The sequence below is a fragment of the Microcoleus sp. FACHB-672 genome, from assembly GCF_014695725.1.
In the GTDB taxonomy this organism is placed as follows: Bacteria; Cyanobacteriota; Cyanobacteriia; order Cyanobacteriales; family Oscillatoriaceae; genus FACHB-68.
On record NZ_JACJOU010000012.1, the window covers coordinates 289234 to 306877 of the forward strand.

Sequence of the window (17644 nt, forward strand, 5' to 3'; positions counted from 1 at the left end):
AGAAGTGAATGAAGCGAGTTGCCGCAGCCGCTCGCTTCATTCCTTTAGCGCAGCCCCAGCCACGTGAAGAAATCTTGGCGAGTGAAAAATTCCAGTAGCAGGAGTGCGACAAATCCTAGCATGGCAAATCGTCCGTTAATTTGCTCTGCGTAAGCAGTCCAGCCAAAGGCCGGTTCAGGTTGGTTATAAGATTCGGTTTGAGTAGATGCCGGCGCGGACGGTGTTTCTGGCTTCATAGTTTTTCAGGGTTTTCTTGACTTTCTTGAGCAGATTGTTGCTCTAAATTTTGTACGGATTCAATCAGCGATCGCACAACCGCTGCTCCTTCCGACGGTTCAAATGATAAGGGAAATTTGCGTTTTGCCAGCATCCGCAACCCTAATGGGCCGAGGCTGGCTAATCCTTTGATATCACGGAAACTGTTACCGACAACTTGCAAACCGAATTTGCGCTCATCAATCCAACCACCTTCTTTGACGAGATTGATTAATACTTTGCGGTGGCGGATTTGCCGGCTGTCTTGGGCATTTTTGCGCTCAAGAATTTCTTGTTTGATTTTGCCGATTTGATCCATTGGTGCGACTTCCATCGGACAGACGGCATTGCAGTAATAACAGCGGGTGCAACCCCAGACGCCGGCGGTGCCTTGGTTGTATTGTTCCAACCGGCTTTCTGTCTGGTCATCGCGGGAGTCGGCTACCATCCGGTAAGCTTTCGCGAGGGCGTGAGGACCGACAAACTCAGGATTGACTTCGCGGGCGTTGCACTCGGAATAACAGGCACCGCAGAGGATGCAATTGCCGGTTTGATTCAGTTGTGCCCGTTCCTCAGGGGTTTGAAGGAACTCACGTTCTGGAACTTGTCGTGCGCCGGTGCTCACATACGGATCGACTGCCTGGAGGTTATTCCAGAAACTGGCCATATCCACCACCAGATCCTTAATCACCGGCATATTGCCCATTGGCGCGATAGTAATTTCTGGGATGCCGTCTGCCGGTGTTCTTGGAGGTGCATCTTGCCCACCTTTGTTTTTGAGCAGGGCATCCTGTCCTTCCTGTGCCGGCACCTGGGCAGCCTGAGCTGCAATTTGCTCTAATCTCGCCAGTTCGCTGCCCACATTCTCCTTACAGGCTAGCGCGGAGCGCCCATCAATTCGCATGGAACAACTGCCGCAGATGGTGTTGCGGCAATTTTTGCGAAACGCTAGGGTTCCATCTTGCTCCCACTTAATGCGATTGAGGCAATCTAAAATTGTATTACCCGGTTCCACCTCCAGCGTGTAAGTCTGAATGCTAGGAGAGGAATTTTGATTTTGTCGAACGACCTTAAAACGAACTTGCATAGTTGCTACTCCACCAATCCCGTATAGGGGGATGCTTAGACCATTGTATGCCGGTTAATTCATAAGGTGTGTCGCAGTTATATCCTTATTCAACCCCAGCCGGCAACTTATAGCCATTAGCAATTAATAAAAGGTGAGAATGTTAAATTAAAGCTGTTGCCAGTTGAGGGCTTTGCCAATGACCGTTTCAATTCTTGCCTCAACCCAAATTGAATACCCAGATGAAGATGGTTTACCAATGGCTGAAAGTGATTTCCAGCGCGATTATTTAATGGCTGCTGTTAAAGTGCTGGAAATCCACTTCCAGAATCGGCCTGATGTTTACGTTTCTGGAAATCTCTTTATTTACTACGAAGAAGGAAATCCCCAGTCAGTTGTCGCCCCCGATACTTTTGTTGTCTTGGGGGTGGAAAAACGCCAGCGCCGTTCCTATAAAATTTGGGAAAATGGAGACAAAACTCCTGATTTTGTGCTAGAAATCACGTTAATGAGTACCCGCAGTCAAGACCAAGGCGCGAAAAAAGGTATTTACGCTTTTTTAGGGGTACGAGAATATTTTCAGTACGATCCAACCGGCGATTATCTCGATCCTCAACTTCAGGGACTACATCTGGTTGAAGGCAATTATTTCCCAATAGCGCAAACCAGTTTACCAGATGGGACAAGTTCGGTATCCAGTGAAGTTTTAGGGTTAGATTTGCGAGTTTTGCCAGATGGTAAACTTCGCTTTTACAATCCTACAACGGGTGAATTTTTGCTCACCCATGAAGAAGCTGAGGCAGCGCGACGGGACGCTGAGGCAGCGCGACAGGAGGCTCAAGAGCGAGCGCAGCGATTAGCCGCTAAACTGCTAGAGTTGGGAATCGATCCTGATGCACTTTAAAAGACTGAGCGCTCGATTAATGGGGGATGCTGCGAGAGAAGCAATCTCTATGCCGGCACAAAGCGACTGAACCACAGAATTACGTCGTTGCAAATCGAGCATTTCCACCCGTTAACATCTAGCCGGTGGAAGTGCCAAGATAGTTAACGTAGCCCCTCAGAATTCCCTAAGTCCCATGCAAACCGAACCTCTCTACACCCGCTTGCCCAAAGTTCCGATGTGGCGACGGGCGTGTGCCCTGTTCGTCGATATCCTGCCGGTTTGGCTGCTCAGTTCGCTGCTAGTCAACAATTTTATTCTTGACTTTCTAGTCTGGCTGGGGTTGCGAGTGCTACTTGTGTCGGCAAATCAGGGGCAAAGTCTGGGACGCTGGGCATTCGACATGAAGGTGGTAGACGAACGTTTCGGGAAGTCACCCGGACTGCTAGAGTTAACCAAGCGGGAAGCACTCACCGGCATTGGTGTCAGCTTGACAGTGTTTGGGGTTACTAACCTCAATCCCTCAACGGCCCAATACTTGTTGCTAGTCGTTCCCTTGGCCCTAGATTGTAGTCTTGCTTACTTTGACCCCATGCGGAAGCAGGCATTTCACGATCGCTTTGCCGCTACAATGGTGGTCTCAACACGCCGGGGTTACTCGCTGGATATTAAAGTTAAAAAATGGGTTGCTCAGTTGCGCCGTTTTGTGAAACAATAGATATTTGTGTTTAATTCTGTACCCCTTCTGATTTTGTAAAAATATGGCTAAGGGTGTCCGCATAATCGTAACCTTGGAATGCACCGAGTGTCGCAGCAACCTGGACAAGCGTTCTGCCGGCGTCTCTCGGTACACCACCAGCAAAAACCGCCGCAACACGACGGCTCGTCTAGAACTGAAAAAGTTCTGCACTCACTGTAACAAACACACCGAACACAAAGAAATTAAGTAGTCATGAATCATGCGTCAGTCCTCAAAAAACTGACAAATGATAAATGACAACCGACAACCGACAACTGACAACCGACAACTGATAACTGCTATGGCTTATTTCCGCCGCCGTGTTTCCCCCATTAAACCTGGCGATCCGATTGATTACAAAGATGTCGATTTGCTGCGTAAATTTATCACAGAGCGTGGGAAGATTTTGCCGCGCCGCATTACAGGTTTGACAGCCAAACAACAACGAGACATGACCCTAGCAATCAAGCGGGCTAGGCTGATTGCTTTATTGCCCTTCATCAACCAAGAAGGATAACTGATTGAGTGGCCAGCGCTGAGTGCAGAGTTTAGTTGTTAGCTGTTAGTTGTAAAAAACTGAGAGCTAATAGCTGATAGCTAAACCTCATTGCTCATCGCTCAAAATCTAAAATATAACTATCCAAAAATCGCATAGAAGCTTGTGGAGAAAGGAACGCTGATCGAATTTCGGCTGCACGGAGAGCGTCGGCTCGCTGTGGCAGAATGTCCAGATGGGAAAAAGAACTGGAAAGTAACCGACGAACAGGGTCTATCCCACAGCATTCCTCCCCGACAGCTCAGTTATGAAGTGAAAGGGGCGACTTACAAACCTTCAGAAATTGCCCTTTTTAAAAAAGAAATCCAGCCCTATCTAGACCCATCTAGTTTAGAGGTGGCTTGGGAATTTTTAGTTGAAGAAAATCAGTCAGTGGAGCCGGCAGAAATGGCTCAACTGCTATTTTCCGATAAAACGCCGGCTCAGTGCTACGCGGCTTATTATTTACTGTCTGAAGATAAACTTTATTTCAAACAAAAAGGCGACCGTTACGAACCGCGCTCAGCGGTAATGGTGGCCGAACTCAAACATCAGCAAGAAGTAGAAAAGCAGCGGCAGCAAGAGTGGCAAGAATTTTTAGAGCGGGTACAACACCGGCTCTGTGGAAAACTGGTGGAGTGGCAAACCAGCGATCGCGTTCGCATTGAAGCCCTAGAAAGGGTTGCGGCCTTAGGAGATGAAGCCTCTCACCGTGCTCCCGCCCTAGAAACACTAGCAGCATTGAAACGCCCCGAAACTCCTCAAGGGGCTTTTCAGCTTTTGGTAGATTTAGGACAGTGGACTGTGCACGAAAACTTATCTTTACGGCGCAGTCAAACTCCGACTCACTTTTCTACCAAGGTGCTGGATGTGGCTCAAAGTTGTTTGAATTCTCCGCCCCCCGATCCTGACACAAATCGGCTGGATCTGACCCATCTTAAGGTGTACACCATCGATGATGAAAGCACCCAAGAAATTGATGATGGGTTGAGTCTGGAATATTTGGAAGATGGGCGAGAACGCTTGTGGGTTCATATCGCCGATCCGACTCGGTTACTATCACCTGGGGATGAATTAGACTTAGAAGCGCGCCGGCGCAGCACCACATTGTATCTGCCCACCGGCATGATCCCAATGTTCCCCCCAGAATTGGCAACCGGCCCGATGAGTTTGGTGCAGGGACGCATTTGTTACGCGCTCAGTTTTGGCATCATTTTAGATGAAACAGGGGGCGTGCGGGAGTACACCATTCACCCAAGCTCAATCAAACCGACCTACCGGCTCACCTACGAAGATGTGGATGAGATGCTGCATCTGGATCTGCAAACAGAACCAGAAATCTCTGCAATTGCTCAGTGGGCAAAACGTAGACAGAAATGGCGATTATCCCAAGGGGCGATCAGCATCTCCATGCCTGAAGCCATCATTAAGGTTCATGAGGACGATATCACTATTGACGTGATGGAAGACTCGCCCTCACGGCATCTGGTGGCAGAAATGATGATTTTAGCGGGGGAAGTGGCAGCGCGTTACGGTCAGACCCACAGCTTGGCCCTGCCTTTCCGCCATCAACCCCAACCAGAACTGCCTTCAGATGAAGAACTGATTCTGCTGCCGGCAGGGCCGGTGAGAGCTTGTGCGATTCGCCGGTGTATGCCTCGTAGTGAGATGAGTATCACACCGGCACGTCACGCAAGTTTGGGTTTAGATACTTATACTCAAGTCACCTCGCCCATTCGCCGATATACCGACTTGCTCGCTCACTTTCAACTCAAAGCTCACCTGCGCGGCGATCCCCTGCCCTTTTCGACAGAACAGATGCAAGAGTTGGTGATGAGTGTGAGTGCGGCTGTGAAAGAGGCCACCTCAGTGGAACGTCAAACCCAACGTTATTGGGGCTTGGAATACCTTCGCCGGCACACGAATGAAGTTTGGCAGGCATTGGTGCTGCGCTGGCTCAGAGAAGACGATAATTTAGGACTGATTCTGTTAGAAGAATTAGGCTTAGAGTTGGCTTGGCGTTTTCCCCGTCCTGTGGCACTGGGCGAACGCTTAGAAATCAAGGTGAGTTACGCAGATCCGCGCAAAGACGAGATTCATTTCCAAGAATTAATCGCTCAGTCGGCTCACCATGCCGCTCACTAATGGTTAATCTAATTTCAGCTGAGTTCAAAAGCTAGAGAGATTCTTTGGGAAAAAGTCACTTTATTAAGTAACTTTGTAAAAAACAACCGATCTCTTCCTTATAGCGCATGATAGGTTATCGCCGTTTGTGATAGCTGAAGTCATGTCACTTCAACCTGAGCGCTCCATCAGAATTGAACTCAACATCCAAGCCGAGCAGCCAGAGTTATTAGAAGGTTTGGATCTGTGGCTGCATCTGGGGTTGATTTCTGATGCCCAAGTGCGGCAGTTGTGCCGGCAGTATCTCACCTGTCGATTACCCTACCAGCCTGTCGTCGCGCCGCCAGAGAAAGAAAGAGAGATAAAGACAGAGGAAGCGCCGCCGCCAGCAAAACGCCGCACGCCGCAACCTGTACACTCACTAATGGCAGAACTTAGCGTCCGGTGGCTGCTGTTTCTGGGCGTTTTCATGGTGGTGGTGTCTTCTGGGTTGCTTGCCGCCAGTCAGTGGGAACGCTTTCCGGCATTTGGACAATACGGCGTTCTGCTGGCTTATACTTTAGTGTTTTGGGCTGTCAGCTACTGGGCAAACCGGCAGCGAAATTTACAGTTAACTGCTCAAACCTTGCAACTCGTCACTCTGCTATTAGTGCCGGTGAATTTTTGGGCGATGGATGGGTTTCGGTTGTGGAATTATCCCCTGGAATGGCTAACCGTTGCCATTGCGACTGCTGCCCTCACCGGCATCACGGTTTTGCTGCTGAAAAATCAACCCAATGCTTCCCGTCTCGCCCTGATTAATACGCTGGGACTCAGTTATCTGCACTGGGGTTGGAAACTGCCGGCACTTCCCGTTCCCCTGATTGCCGTTTATGTCGGTACAGTTGGAACTTCCCTCGCCACATTTTATCAATACCGGCGCATTTCCCCTCAAACTCCAGAACCTTCTGCCGGCACTGAGGAACAAGCTTCTAACAATATCCAGAAATACGCTTTAACTGGGGCAGCCGTCGTCGCTTATGCCTTAACCATATTATTATTCCGGGCCATATTTGTCGCCCGCGTGCCCATCAATCAGTTGGGGTTAGCAATCGGCATTTGTGGTTGGTTATTTGCATGGCTATCTCAACAGGAAACCACCAACGTCACCCCCTCACCTTCTCCCCGTCTCACTCCTTGGGAACAGATGGGTGCCATTTTAATGGTAATAGGCTGGCTAGTTGCTGTTGTCACAGAACCCTGGCAAGCGTTTGCCGTGAGTGGGTTGTTGTTGTGGTTTTTGAGCAGTCGTTTGCGCCGGCATTGGCAGCAGGATGATTTAACCGGCATTTACATCATCGGGTTGCAAAGCGTTTGGTTAGCTTGGCGGTTAATTCCAGAGGCAACCCAGCAATGGGCGATTACCACCGGCACCCAATTAGCCGGCATTCCTGTAGATGCTCCTTGGGCTTTATTGAGCCTTGCCCTGTTTCCCTATCTAATTTTTATGGTGTGGGTGACAGATTGGCTGCGCTGCCGGCAGAAATTGGCGCTTGCCCGCTTTAGCGAACAGCTAGCACTGATATTTGGGACTTGTTTAACGCTGCTGAGTTTACCCTATGCCTTATTACGAACGCTCAATTTGCTAGCTTCCACCCTCACTTTGGCAGTTGTGACGTGCCGGCAGACACCTACCAGAATCGTGCCGGTGTACCTCACTCACATTGCCGGTTTATTAACAATTTGTTCAGCAATTGATTGGATTTGGCCAAATCTCAGTTTAGGATTTTGGGCAACAATTTTATTAGTGTTGGCAATTGTTGAATGGTTATTCAGTTTGTATTCAGAATCAAAAATTGAAACTGAAGAATCCAGCGAGGAAAATTTATCTCTATTTATTAATAAAAACAGTAGTTGGTATCTAGGATTAGTGCTTGCCGGCATCAGTTATTTTTTACTCCTCAATAATTACTCTAACTTCCTTAGCAACATTGGGAACAGCTATCCAGAGTGGGGTCTTGTTTGGCTGATTGCGCCCCTTGCGCTTACGGGGATTACCAGACGGCTAAACACAAGCCGACGCCCAATTTCTTCGTGGTTGAGTACATCTGCCTTATTCATGGCGCAAATTCTGACCATACAGATGCCGGCAACCCGATTAATTGGTTTGGGTGTTGCCACCAGCTTGATGTTCCTCAACACGCGATATTTAAGGCAAGTAAGCGCTGCTATTATCACCCTTGGATTTGGGCTGAGTTTCTTTTTTACCCAACTTTATGAAGGCATTCCTGTATTTCCCCGGCTAACAGCAAATGACTGGTTAGTTACTATTGCCGGCACCTTTGGTATTTTATGGCTTTTAAGAAGTTTACTGCTTGTCACCTCCCCTCCAAAAGCCGAAGGTGAAACACCCTCACTTGCGGCAATTTACGCACCGGCAGTAGATTTCTGGGGGATCACATTATGTAGTGTTGAGCTGTTAATTTTGACGCTTCACTCGTTTGCAGTTTACTGGAAATGGCTTGATCCGAGTGTTCTTGTGATCATTGCTGCCGGTATTACTTTAACTGCAATCCTCTATCGCGGCAGGCGGCAACCTTCCAACTGGATGCTTTACAGTTTTGGTTGGGGTTTAGAAGTTTTGGCAGCAGAATTCCTTGGCTTTTTCGGGCGTGAGGTGATTCATTTAGCGATTGCGAATATTGCCTTGGGTTTAATTTTCCAATTGATAGGGGATTGGTGGCAAAGACGTGCCGGCACAGAAAACTTTCCCAGCAGTTGGCACATTTTGCCCCTGCTATATGGCGGATTGGGTGCGCTATTACGTTGGGGACTTTTTGCAAACTGGACGGGTTTAACGTCCTTGGGTTTAGCCTTAATTGCCATTGGTGTAGGACGCCGGCGTCAAGAACTCAAGTTTTTAGTTTACTTGGGTTTAATTGGCGCGTCGGTTTCTGCCTATGAAATTCTGGGATATCGCATTTCATCGCTGCCTGCCGGTGATCAATTAATTGCAATGGTCGCTTTAGGCACAAGTATTTTATATGCTTATCGAATCCTGAATATTTGGTTAAGCGATTATTTGCGCTTAAGCAGAGAGGAACTGAAATTTTTTGCAAGTTTGCATTGGGCAATTAGCAGTTTCTTCTTACTTTTAGCTATCAGCTATCCGATTATATCTTACGATTTGGTGGGATTAGGTGCCGGCTTTGTTTTAACGCGCTACGCGATCATGCAAGGACGAAACAACCCCAGTTTATTTCAGGCGGAAAGCTGGGTTTATTTGGGAATTTTAGAAGGTGCCGGCATCGGAATTTATATGAGTAATAAGCTGCAACTAGCAGCGCTATTACTTCCCTGGAGTGCTGCGATTGCTGCTGCGATCTCTTGTTTTCTCTACGCCTTACCTTGGGAAAATTGGGGATGGCCAAAAAGACCGTGGTTGCGTTCCGCCGTCGTTATTCCCACCGCAACGGCATTATGTACTCCGACAACTAATCCTACCAGTTTGCTATTAGTGGCAGGATTCTATCTTGTCCTGGCGCAGCTAAATCGCCAAATTCGCATTACCTATCTCAGTATCTTTTTTATTAATTGGGCGTTGCTTCGCTGGTTTACGATATTAAATGTCACCGATTTTTTAGCCTATACAACTCCACCGGCACTTTCCCTGCTTTATCTCGCCCAAGTTGATCCAAGTTTAAAATCAGTAGAACAAAGAGAATTGCGCCACATCTTGCGCTTGCTTGGCACCGGCACGATTTGCTTTGTGGCTTTATTCACTTCTAATTGGTTTGTCTGTGGTGTATGGAGTGTTGTGGCAATTTTTGCGGGATTAACTTTAAGAGTACGGGCTTTTTTATATGTGGGAACTGCTACGTTTTTACTGAATGCCATTAATCAGTTAGTCATTCTCAGTTTAGATTATTCGTTTACGAAATGGATCATCGGTTTGCTCGTTGGCATTGCTTTTATTTACATTGCTGCCAACTTTGAAACTCGCCGTGAGCAAATTGTCGCTTTAGTACAGAATTGGATTGAGGAATTGCAAGAATGGCAGTAAATAATAAGTCCTGTATTTTAGTTTGACTATTTATTGCCAAAAGAGATTTTTTAGATTTAACCACAGATGAGATCGCATTATGCCGGCAGGCATAGCCAGATCATTTATCTGTGATTAAATCTAAGCATTGAGTGAGTCGCGCACAACCCTAAAAATTACTCATGACTTAAGGCTTATGAGAGGTAATCAGGAGCAAGTGCAACTGACTCAGGTTTGTTCCTCGCCGCTGATAGTGTTGGGGCAATATCGAGGGAACCTAACTGGTTGAGAATGCCATCAAAGCGCATGATTAAATTGTTGGATTTCTCAGCGACATAAAGGTTTGCACCGTCGAATGTAATATCAACAGGATTTCCTAACTTCGAGTTTACGCCGGCAATTTGGGCGCGAACTGCAACATTGCCATTTGCCGCACCGGCATTATTAATGACAAACAGTTGTCCGTCAGCTGCATTCATGGCGCTGCCGACATCTGAAAGCAGCAATGTGTCAGAAGATTCCACGTAAATAATTCCATGCAAGTTGATAGATGCTTTTGCCGTTCCTGTCGGATCGAACGGAGTGAGAACTCGCGTTGGGCCGTTAGTACCTTGAGTGACAGAATACTGGTCATAAACGAGTACAGTGCCATCGGTGGCGGCAACAAACAGTCGATCTTGTGATGGCGCATAATCAACATCCCAAGGCCGGCGTCCGCCAAGGTCGGTCGTCTTGAATACGGGTGCTACGTCGCCTTGCGCTTGGGTGCTGAAGGCAAGAATTGCCGGTGTTGCGGCATTATTTTCGGCAACAAAAACTAGACCTAAACTATCAGCAACCTCGACACCTTTCGGACTAATCATGCCGGTGTTTGCACCTGTAATTAGTCGGTCACGCGACGCACTAAATGTGCCGCCATTTCGGCTTTCGGCCTGCCGATTTACGACTAAAATTCCGCCGTTGGTGTCGTTGCTATCAAAGGTAATAAAGGCATCGCCTGTTTGGTCGAAGGTGATGTTTTCTACGCTTGCCACGCCGTTAGCGGTGTTAAATGTCGTTTGGGTGGTTTGCAAATTCGTAGAAAGCCGTGCGACGAAGTCAGTGGCACCGGCAGATGGGGGGTTGCTAGTCGTAACGATGGAATTGATTAGCGTGCCTGTAGACTCGATATCGGTGACATCAGCATTAGCCGGCCCTTGAGAAAGTTGAGCGACTAAAGATTCTGGCTTGATTTGGCTGACACTGACTTGAGGCGCAATATCGCCGCTAGGTCCATTAAATATGTTCTTGAAAATCAATAGCTGATCTTTTGCTTTCTCTGCAACTTGAACATCATTGCCGGTCAAGATCATATCCACTGGATTACCCAGTTGAGTAGCCGGCCCTTCTAGGGTGCGAGATGGAACCACGTTGCCATCAGCGGCGCTAGCATTATTGATGACGTAAATTCGCCCGTCACTGTTAAAATTGGGGCTTTGCATTGCCGTAGCCGCGCCAACATCGGTAACGACTAATTGATTGCGGTTGGGTTCATAAACAATGCCGTGAAGATTAGTAGAAACTTTAGTTCCACTCGCATTTACTAGGTTAATTCTTCGAGTGCTGCCGGCACCGATATTGCTGCCATTTCCGATGTAATTATCGAAGACGCTAACAGTTCCATCGACTAAGGCGACGAACAGCCGATCTGCGTTTTCATCATAGGCAACGTCCCAAGGTTTGGCCGGCAAAGCAGTAGTAGCAACCGGCGGCACATTACCTCCGGCGGCGGTCCCAAATACTTTCACATCCCCTGCACCATTGTCTGCAACAAGAATAAATCCTGCTTCCTGCGCGATGGCGATGCCTTTGGGATTGAGCAAGCCGGTTTGAGATCCGGCAATTTCACGGTCTTTTAAAGCTGTAAATGCGTCGCCGTTTGCTCGATTGGCGATTTGAGAAATGGCGCGAATACTGCCGGCACCGGCTGTTACGTCACCGGCTTGATAAAGATTACCGAGTTCATCGAGTTCTACGCCTTCATTGTTGCCGGCGTCAAATCGTTTTTGGAAGTTTAAAGTTCCAATAAACTGATCCACATCGCCGACGTTACCTGTGCCGTTACTAGAAACGTAAATTGCTAAAGGATTGACGGTTTCTCCGCCGCCGCTACGTCCTTCGGCGATGCCAAAGCGAATGTAATGTTCAATCGCACTCTTACGATTTCCGTTGCTGATCGCTGCTGCTACGTCTCCATTATTTTGTAGATAAAAGTTGGGATTAAATTGAGAACTGGGTTGGCGGTTGATTTCAAATTGACCGTAAACGACGTAATGCTCAATCGCGGAAGTTCCGCCTGATGAGACTGCCGTTGCTACATCTGAATTGTTTTGCAGATAAAAATTGGGATCGAACAAAAATTGGGAGGTGCGGTTGGTTTCAAATTGACCGTAAACGATGAAATGCTCGATTGCCGAGGTTCCACCTGATGAGACTGCCGTTGCTACATCTGAATTGTTTTGCAGATAAAAATTGGTATCAAATAGCGCATTCGGGTTACGGTTGGCTTCAAATTGACCGAACCCCATGTATTGCTCAATCGCTGTAGTTGCGCCGGCGGATACTGCCGCTGCTACGTCTATATTGGTTTCTAAATAGTAACTTTCGTCAAAAAATGGGTTGACTTTGCGGCTTTCAAATTGCCCATTTTCGATAAAGTGTTCGATGCCGGTGATCACGTCTTTATCAACGTCTGCTTTAACGTCTTGATTTTGATCTAAATAAAAGCCGGTGTCGAAAATGGCGTTAGGGTTGCGTCCTTCAAATTGACCGTGCAGAATGAAGTGATCAAACCCATTTCCAGTCACATCTGAATTGGTATCAATATAATAGCCTTGATCAAAAAAGGCGCTAGGATTGCGCCCCTCAGATTTACCGTATAACTCGAAGTGTTCAAATCCGTTGTTATAAATGCCGGCGTTAACTGCTATTGCTACATCTTGGTTCTGGGATAAGTAAAAGTTTTCATTAAAAAGCCCTTGCGCGTCTAACATAAGTTATGATCCGAAATACAAAGTACAAACAAACTGAAAACTAGAATCGTCTCTGGTGCGATCCCGGAGCTGGATGGAGTGCTATAGGGCTACTTTCATAGCTAAAGCAGTAGTGAGCGCAGCTAGATCAATACAGTTGAAAGATTGTACCACAAAGCATACTCATCCTTATCTTTTACTGAATAATTTGCATTTTGCCTATCATTGCTCAAACCTTTGTCAAGAACCCACTGAGGTTGTACAAAAAAATTGAAATCTGGATTTAATAGGGTTTAGATTTTCTAGCTTTGGGGAGTTGACAACACCTATTCCAGTAAACGTTTAAAAATTTTATTAATTAATATTGAAAAAAATCTAAAATTTTGAGAAATTAATTTAAAATTTTTGTAAAGACAAAATTTAACACCCACGCCCTTCAAAACTGGATGCCAGATCAAATTATTCACGCTCAACCGGCTTTAGAATTTATCCCACCGGCACTTAACCCCCTGATTTTGTGGGGTTGTCAAAAACTGCTGCCGGCGTGGCTACCATTGAAGACAACCATTACTGATATTCAAGCCGATAATGTTGCGGACTTAGTTAAACTTTTTCATCAATTTCAAGAAGGTAAAATTCGCTTTTTATTGGCATTCCGTCACCCGAATACAGACGATCCTTACTGTCTGGGATACTTAACGTGGCAGCTAGTGCCACAAATCGCGAGAGAAAAAGGAATTTCTCTAAAACATCCAACTCATTTTCACTTTATTTATGACCGAGGAATTCCTCTGTGGGCTGGGGAACAAGTCGGCTGGTTATATTCTCGATTAGGGGGCACTCCCATCCAGCGGGGTAAGATAGATCGCCAGGGATTGCGTTCAGCGCGTGAGCTATTTGTTGGCGGTAAATTTCCATTGGCAGCCTCCCCAGAAGGCGCAACAAACGGTCATAATGAACTCGTCAGTCCCTTAGAACCTGGAATTGCTCAGTTAGGCTTTTGGTGTGCGGAAGATTTGTTAAAAGCTGGACGATCTGAACAAGTTTTTATTGTGCCAATGGGGATTCAATATCGTTATGTTGAAGAACCTTGGGATGCAGTGGATAAATTGTTAAGTCAATTAGAGACAGAATGCGGTTTGCCGGCTTTTGAAAAAAATCCTGAATCCCTGGAAAATCCGAACTCTGAAATTCAAAGTTATTTTTACCGTCGGCTGATTCGGATAGGGGGGCATTTACTGGCGATGATGGAGGAATTTTACACCCACTTTTATCATCGAAAATTACCTCAAATTAGCGAAAGCGCAGAATTATCTACTCGACTTTATGCCTTGCTAGATGTCGCATTACAAGTTGCAGAAGAGTATTTTAATTTACCGCAAAAAGGCAATTTAATTGATCGCTGCCGGCGCTTAGAACAAGCCGGTTGGGATCGCATTTATCGAGAAGATATCAAAGACTTTGAAACATTATCTCTTTTGGAACGTGGACTTGCAGATCGCATTGCTGAAGAAGCCAACTTGAGAATGTGGCACATGAGACTCGCAGAAAGTTTTGTGGCGGTAACGGGGCGATATGTGAAAGAAAAACCCACGGTTGAACGATTTGCTGAAACCGCTTTACTCTTACGAGATGTCATGACTCGAATTCAGGGAGGTAATCCTTTTGGGCGTCCGAAGTTGGGCAAACAACGCGTGCAAATGACGGTGGGTGAACCGATTTCTGTCAGCGACAGGTGGGATGCTTATAAAAGTAGCCGGCGATCTGCTGTTGCCGGTTTAACGAAAGACTTACAAATGGCTTTAGAAGGGATGATTTTTTAGTTTATTAGGGAAAATCTCGCTGCCGAGGGGCGAGATTTCGCTACACTAGAGTTAAGCTGTCCCGCACTTTGGAGCTTTCCTCAAAATGCTAAAATTAAAAGTCGCGTCTTTAACAGTAACCAGTCTCCTTTTATTTCTATTTGCCGGCTGTTCTAACTCTTCGCAACCTCAAAGTACACCGGCTTCTCCATCAACCGTAACAGAAACACCGGCACCTGGATTGACTCCCATTAATAGAGTAAAAGATAAAGTGAATGACGCACAGGAAAAAGATAACCAAAGACGAGAGGAGACGCAGAATCCTTAAAATTATTCAGTTAGCGAATTGCTCACTTGTTGAATAAACAGGTAAACATCATCTTGCTGATAACTGAGTTTAAATTCTGGCTTAGTTTTAAGTTTCTCTACTAAGCCGGCAGCAAATTTTGGCGAACTCTTCCAACCCGGATCTCGCAAATTTAGCAAAATATATTTAAATTCAGCTAAATTTCCCGGCGGTGAACTCGCATCGGTAAATTTTATAAGTTGCCGGCAACTTAAATGCGGGGAAATTTCATGAGTTGTTAAAACACTTTCCCGTGTTTGTATTTGAGCAATTGCCTGTCGTGTTGCTTTCCAAGTATCCAGAGAATCTAGATAAATAGAACCAAAATAACCGTACTTGGCTAATACAATAAATGCTAAAAATGACCACAAAATAAGTGGCAAGACACTTCCCTGTCGCCTTTTTAGAAAAGAAAGAAAAGGAATAACAAAGAAAAAAGTATTCTTTTTTCCGCTTTCTAATGGGGTATCAATTTCCTTAGCCGCCAGGTTAGAAATGACTGCCACCAGCAGAAAAGGTAACACCGGCAGCGAATATTGCTGCACCAAATTTCGTTGAGTTGCGGCTTCTGATAGAATATTTAAAACCAGTGTAGAAACTGCCCCCACTAACGGCGAGAGATGCTGCGGCGACAACCACCAAATCACCGGCAATACCAATAATGCCAGATATTCCAATGTTGCCAGGGAAAAGATTTTGCCCAAAATAAGTGCCGGTTGTAGCAGCAAATTCTTGAGCATTTCTGGTGCAGAATTGCCAAGATAACTGTAACGCGGTAAATGACGCGCCACAGATGCCGCATTGCTGCCAAAAAATGGAATAATAAATTGCGTAGCAATCAGAAACCAAGCGACACCGGCAGCAATCGCAATTATTCCCAATAACCGCTTTTTCTCAAAAATAATTAGCCAAAAACCCATCGTCACAACTGTCAGCGCCAAAACTGCTTTGCAACTTAAAACCAAGGCAATTGCTAAACAAAACCATCCAATTTGATTCTGTCGCGCGGCTAAAATTGCCCATAAAAGTGCCGGCAGTGCAATCACTTCTGGATGAAAATCGAACAAATTGAGATTAAAAACTAGCGGATAAAGAAGATAAACGCCAGCCATCGCTAACGCCGGCTTATCCTGCAACCCAGCTAACTTGGCAAGCCGCCATGCCGGCAGTGCACCCAACGCCAAGGCAGCCGCTTGCACAGCAAGTAACCCGTGCACATCGGGATAAATTTTGTACAGCAAAGCCAGTGGGTAAAGAATTAAAGCAGCATGATCGCCAAGAATGTGAAACCCGATAAACGAAGAAATTGCCGGCTTTCCCTGGCTAATCAGATAAACCGCTTGATCAAAAATTCCCAAATCAAACGCGCCAGATTGAAATAAAGCGTGTCGCAAACTGCTGCAAGCAAAAAAAATCACCGCAGCCGCGCCGGCAATCCAATACACTGCATTATATTTAATATTTGTCAAGATAAAACTGCGAATATTTTGACTCAACATTATTAATTAACCATGCCCCTACCTTTAGGTTGGCGAAGCCTTGCCCCATCCCCCATTCCGCACTTTTTCCAGAAGTGAAACGCCACCTCTCTATATCAGCGATCCCGTCCTTGTTTATAGTGGAGTTGCCCTATAAATGTTAAACAATTGTGAAAGCGATTACTCTCCTCGGCTCCACCGGCTCTATCGGCACTCAGACCTTAGATATTGTCGCTCAATACCCCGATCAGTTTCGCATTGTCGGATTGGCAGCAGGACGCAATGTGGAGATGCTAGCGCAGCAGATCCGCCAGTTTAAACCGGCAATCGTCGCCATTTGTGACGAAGACAAATTAGCCGAACTGAAAGAAGCGATCTCAGATATCGATCCCCAACCGATCCTGCTTGCTGGGGAAGCCGGTGTAATAGAAGTCGCCCGATATGGAGATGCCGAAGCTGTTGTCACCGGCATTGTCGGTTGTGCCGGCTTGTTGCCTACGATTGCCGCTATCGAAGCTGGGAAAGATATTGCCTTAGCGAATAAAGAAACATTGATTGCCGGTGGGCCGGTTGTCAACCCCCTTGTCGAGAAACACGGCGTCAAATTGTTGCCGGCAGATTCTGAGCATTCTGCCATTTTTCAGTGCCTCCAAGGCGTCCCTCCCGGCGGCTTACGACGAATTCTGCTAACCGCCTCTGGGGGTGCCTTCCGTGATTGGCCGGTGGAGAAACTGTCACAAGTCACCGTTGCCGATGCACTCAAACATCCTAACTGGTCAATGGGTCGCAAAATCACCGTCGATTCTGCCACTTTAATGAATAAAGGTTTAGAAGTCATTGAAGCGCATTATCTCTTCGGTTTAGATTACGACCGCATCGACATTGTGATTCACCCGCAAAGCATTATTCACTCATTAATTGAGTTGCAAGATACCTCAGTTTTAGCTCAATTAGGTTGGCCGGATATGCGTTTACCCTTGCTTTACGCCTTATCTTGGCCAGAGCGAATTTATACCGATTGGGAACCTCTAAATTTAGTTAAAGCAGGGGATTTAACCTTCCGTGAACCGGATCACCAAAAGTATCCTTGTATGCAGCTTGCTTATAATGCCGGTCGTGCCGGTGGTTCCATGCCGGCTGTTTTAAATGCCGCCAATGAGCAGGCTGTCGCACTATTTTTAGATGAAAAAATTCAATTCTTAGATATCCCTCGTTTAATTGAATCTGCCTGCGACAAACATCAAGCTGATAACTCTCCAAACCCTTCTCTTGATGATATCTTGACAGCAGATCAGTGGGCACGGCAAGAAGTTTTAGCAGCCAGTGAAAAACTTGACGGGCGGGAGCGTCTAATTTCCCTGCGATAAAATGAAGTAAGCCCCAT

At 46.4% G+C, this 17644-nt stretch carries 13 protein-coding genes; 9 read left to right on the plus strand and 4 right to left on the minus strand.

The features are described 5' to 3' along the window. Positions 1-44: 44 nt before the first annotated feature. Positions 45-236: a chlorophyll a/b-binding protein gene (locus tag H6F56_RS07860; protein ID WP_190666505.1), complete on the minus strand. Its 192-nt coding sequence runs from the start codon at positions 234-236 to the stop codon at positions 45-47. Next, the gene (locus tag H6F56_RS07865) at positions 233-1342 is read right to left on the minus strand and encodes a succinate dehydrogenase/fumarate reductase iron-sulfur subunit (protein ID WP_190666508.1); all 1110 of its coding nucleotides are present in this window, start codon (positions 1340-1342) and stop codon (positions 233-235) included. Before H6F56_RS07865 ends, H6F56_RS07860 begins: the two co-directional genes overlap by 4 nt. A 178-nt stretch (positions 1343-1520) precedes the next feature. On the opposite strand from H6F56_RS07865, the gene H6F56_RS07870 reads away from it, so the two are divergent. The 6 genes from H6F56_RS07870 (at position 1521) to H6F56_RS07895 (ending at position 9644) form a co-directional block, all read left to right on the plus strand. After that, positions 1521-2225 (plus strand): Uma2 family endonuclease, encoded by a 705-nt coding sequence (locus tag H6F56_RS07870; protein WP_190666510.1) that lies wholly within the window; start codon positions 1521-1523, stop codon positions 2223-2225. Positions 2226-2400: 175 nt separating this feature from the next. Next, the gene (locus H6F56_RS07875) at positions 2401-2922 is read left to right on the plus strand and encodes an RDD family protein (protein WP_190666512.1); all 522 of its coding nucleotides are present in this window, start codon (positions 2401-2403) and stop codon (positions 2920-2922) included. A 43-nt stretch (positions 2923-2965) separates the two neighbouring features. Next, on the plus strand, positions 2966-3154 hold the full coding sequence (gene rpmG, locus H6F56_RS07880; protein WP_190666514.1) for a 50S ribosomal protein L33: 189 nt from the start codon (positions 2966-2968) through the stop codon (positions 3152-3154). 90 nt (positions 3155-3244) lie between these two features. Then, positions 3245-3460: a 30S ribosomal protein S18 gene (gene rpsR / locus H6F56_RS07885; RefSeq protein WP_190666631.1), complete on the plus strand. Its 216-nt coding sequence runs from the start codon at positions 3245-3247 to the stop codon at positions 3458-3460. Between the two features lie 144 nt (positions 3461-3604). Then, positions 3605-5623 (plus strand): ribonuclease catalytic domain-containing protein, encoded by a 2019-nt coding sequence (locus H6F56_RS07890; protein ID WP_190666516.1) that lies wholly within the window; start codon positions 3605-3607, stop codon positions 5621-5623. A 142-nt stretch (positions 5624-5765) separates the two neighbouring features. Further along, positions 5766-9644, plus strand: coding sequence for a DUF2157 domain-containing protein (locus H6F56_RS07895; RefSeq protein WP_190666518.1), 3879 nt, complete (start codon positions 5766-5768; stop codon positions 9642-9644). A 173-nt stretch (positions 9645-9817) separates the two neighbouring features. Here the strand turns inward: H6F56_RS07895 and H6F56_RS07900 are convergent, their stop codons facing one another. Then, positions 9818-12655, minus strand: coding sequence for a hypothetical protein (locus H6F56_RS07900; RefSeq protein WP_190666519.1), 2838 nt, complete (start codon positions 12653-12655; stop codon positions 9818-9820). A gap of 425 nt (positions 12656-13080) precedes the next feature. On the opposite strand from H6F56_RS07900, the gene H6F56_RS07905 reads away from it, so the two are divergent. Together H6F56_RS07905 and H6F56_RS07910 are read left to right on the plus strand one after the other, a co-directional pair. Continuing rightward, positions 13081-14457, plus strand: a complete 1377-nt coding sequence (locus tag H6F56_RS07905; RefSeq protein ID WP_190666522.1) for a 1-acyl-sn-glycerol-3-phosphate acyltransferase — start codon at positions 13081-13083, stop codon at positions 14455-14457. Positions 14458-14542: 85 nt separating this feature from the next. Next, positions 14543-14764: a hypothetical protein gene (locus tag H6F56_RS07910; protein WP_190666524.1), complete on the plus strand. Its 222-nt coding sequence runs from the start codon at positions 14543-14545 to the stop codon at positions 14762-14764. Positions 14765-14766: 2 nt separating this feature from the next. Here H6F56_RS07910 and H6F56_RS07915 read toward each other — a convergent pair whose 3' ends face one another. Further along, positions 14767-16281, minus strand: a complete 1515-nt coding sequence (locus tag H6F56_RS07915; protein WP_190666526.1) for a DUF2079 domain-containing protein — start codon at positions 16279-16281, stop codon at positions 14767-14769. 149 nt (positions 16282-16430) lie between these two features. Between H6F56_RS07915 and dxr the strand changes: the two genes are divergently transcribed. Next, positions 16431-17627, plus strand: a complete 1197-nt coding sequence (gene dxr, locus H6F56_RS07920) for a 1-deoxy-D-xylulose-5-phosphate reductoisomerase (RefSeq protein WP_190666528.1) — start codon at positions 16431-16433, stop codon at positions 17625-17627. The last annotated feature ends 17 nt before the right edge of the window (positions 17628-17644 follow it).

Excerpts from the sequence above, each read along its gene's own strand:
- H6F56_RS07860 (WP_190666505.1), bottom strand. The coding sequence starts at position 236 with ATGAAGCCAGAAACACCGTCCGCGCCGGCATCTACTCAAACCGAATCT.
- H6F56_RS07865 (WP_190666508.1), bottom strand. The coding sequence starts at position 1,342 with ATGCAAGTTCGTTTTAAGGTCGTTCGACAAAATCAAAATTCCTCTCCT.
- H6F56_RS07870 (WP_190666510.1), top strand. The coding sequence starts at position 1,521 with ATGACCGTTTCAATTCTTGCCTCAACCCAAATTGAATACCCAGATGAA.
- H6F56_RS07875 (WP_190666512.1), top strand. The coding sequence starts at position 2,401 with ATGCAAACCGAACCTCTCTACACCCGCTTGCCCAAAGTTCCGATGTGG.
- rpmG (WP_190666514.1), top strand. The coding sequence starts at position 2,966 with ATGGCTAAGGGTGTCCGCATAATCGTAACCTTGGAATGCACCGAGTGT.
- rpsR (WP_190666631.1), top strand. The coding sequence starts at position 3,245 with ATGGCTTATTTCCGCCGCCGTGTTTCCCCCATTAAACCTGGCGATCCG.
- H6F56_RS07895 (WP_190666518.1), top strand. The coding sequence starts at position 5,766 with ATGTCACTTCAACCTGAGCGCTCCATCAGAATTGAACTCAACATCCAA.
- H6F56_RS07900 (WP_190666519.1), bottom strand. The coding sequence starts at position 12,655 with ATGTTAGACGCGCAAGGGCTTTTTAATGAAAACTTTTACTTATCCCAG.
- H6F56_RS07905 (WP_190666522.1), top strand. The coding sequence starts at position 13,081 with ATGCCAGATCAAATTATTCACGCTCAACCGGCTTTAGAATTTATCCCA.
- H6F56_RS07910 (WP_190666524.1), top strand. The coding sequence starts at position 14,543 with ATGCTAAAATTAAAAGTCGCGTCTTTAACAGTAACCAGTCTCCTTTTA.
- H6F56_RS07915 (WP_190666526.1), bottom strand. The coding sequence starts at position 16,281 with ATGTTGAGTCAAAATATTCGCAGTTTTATCTTGACAAATATTAAATAT.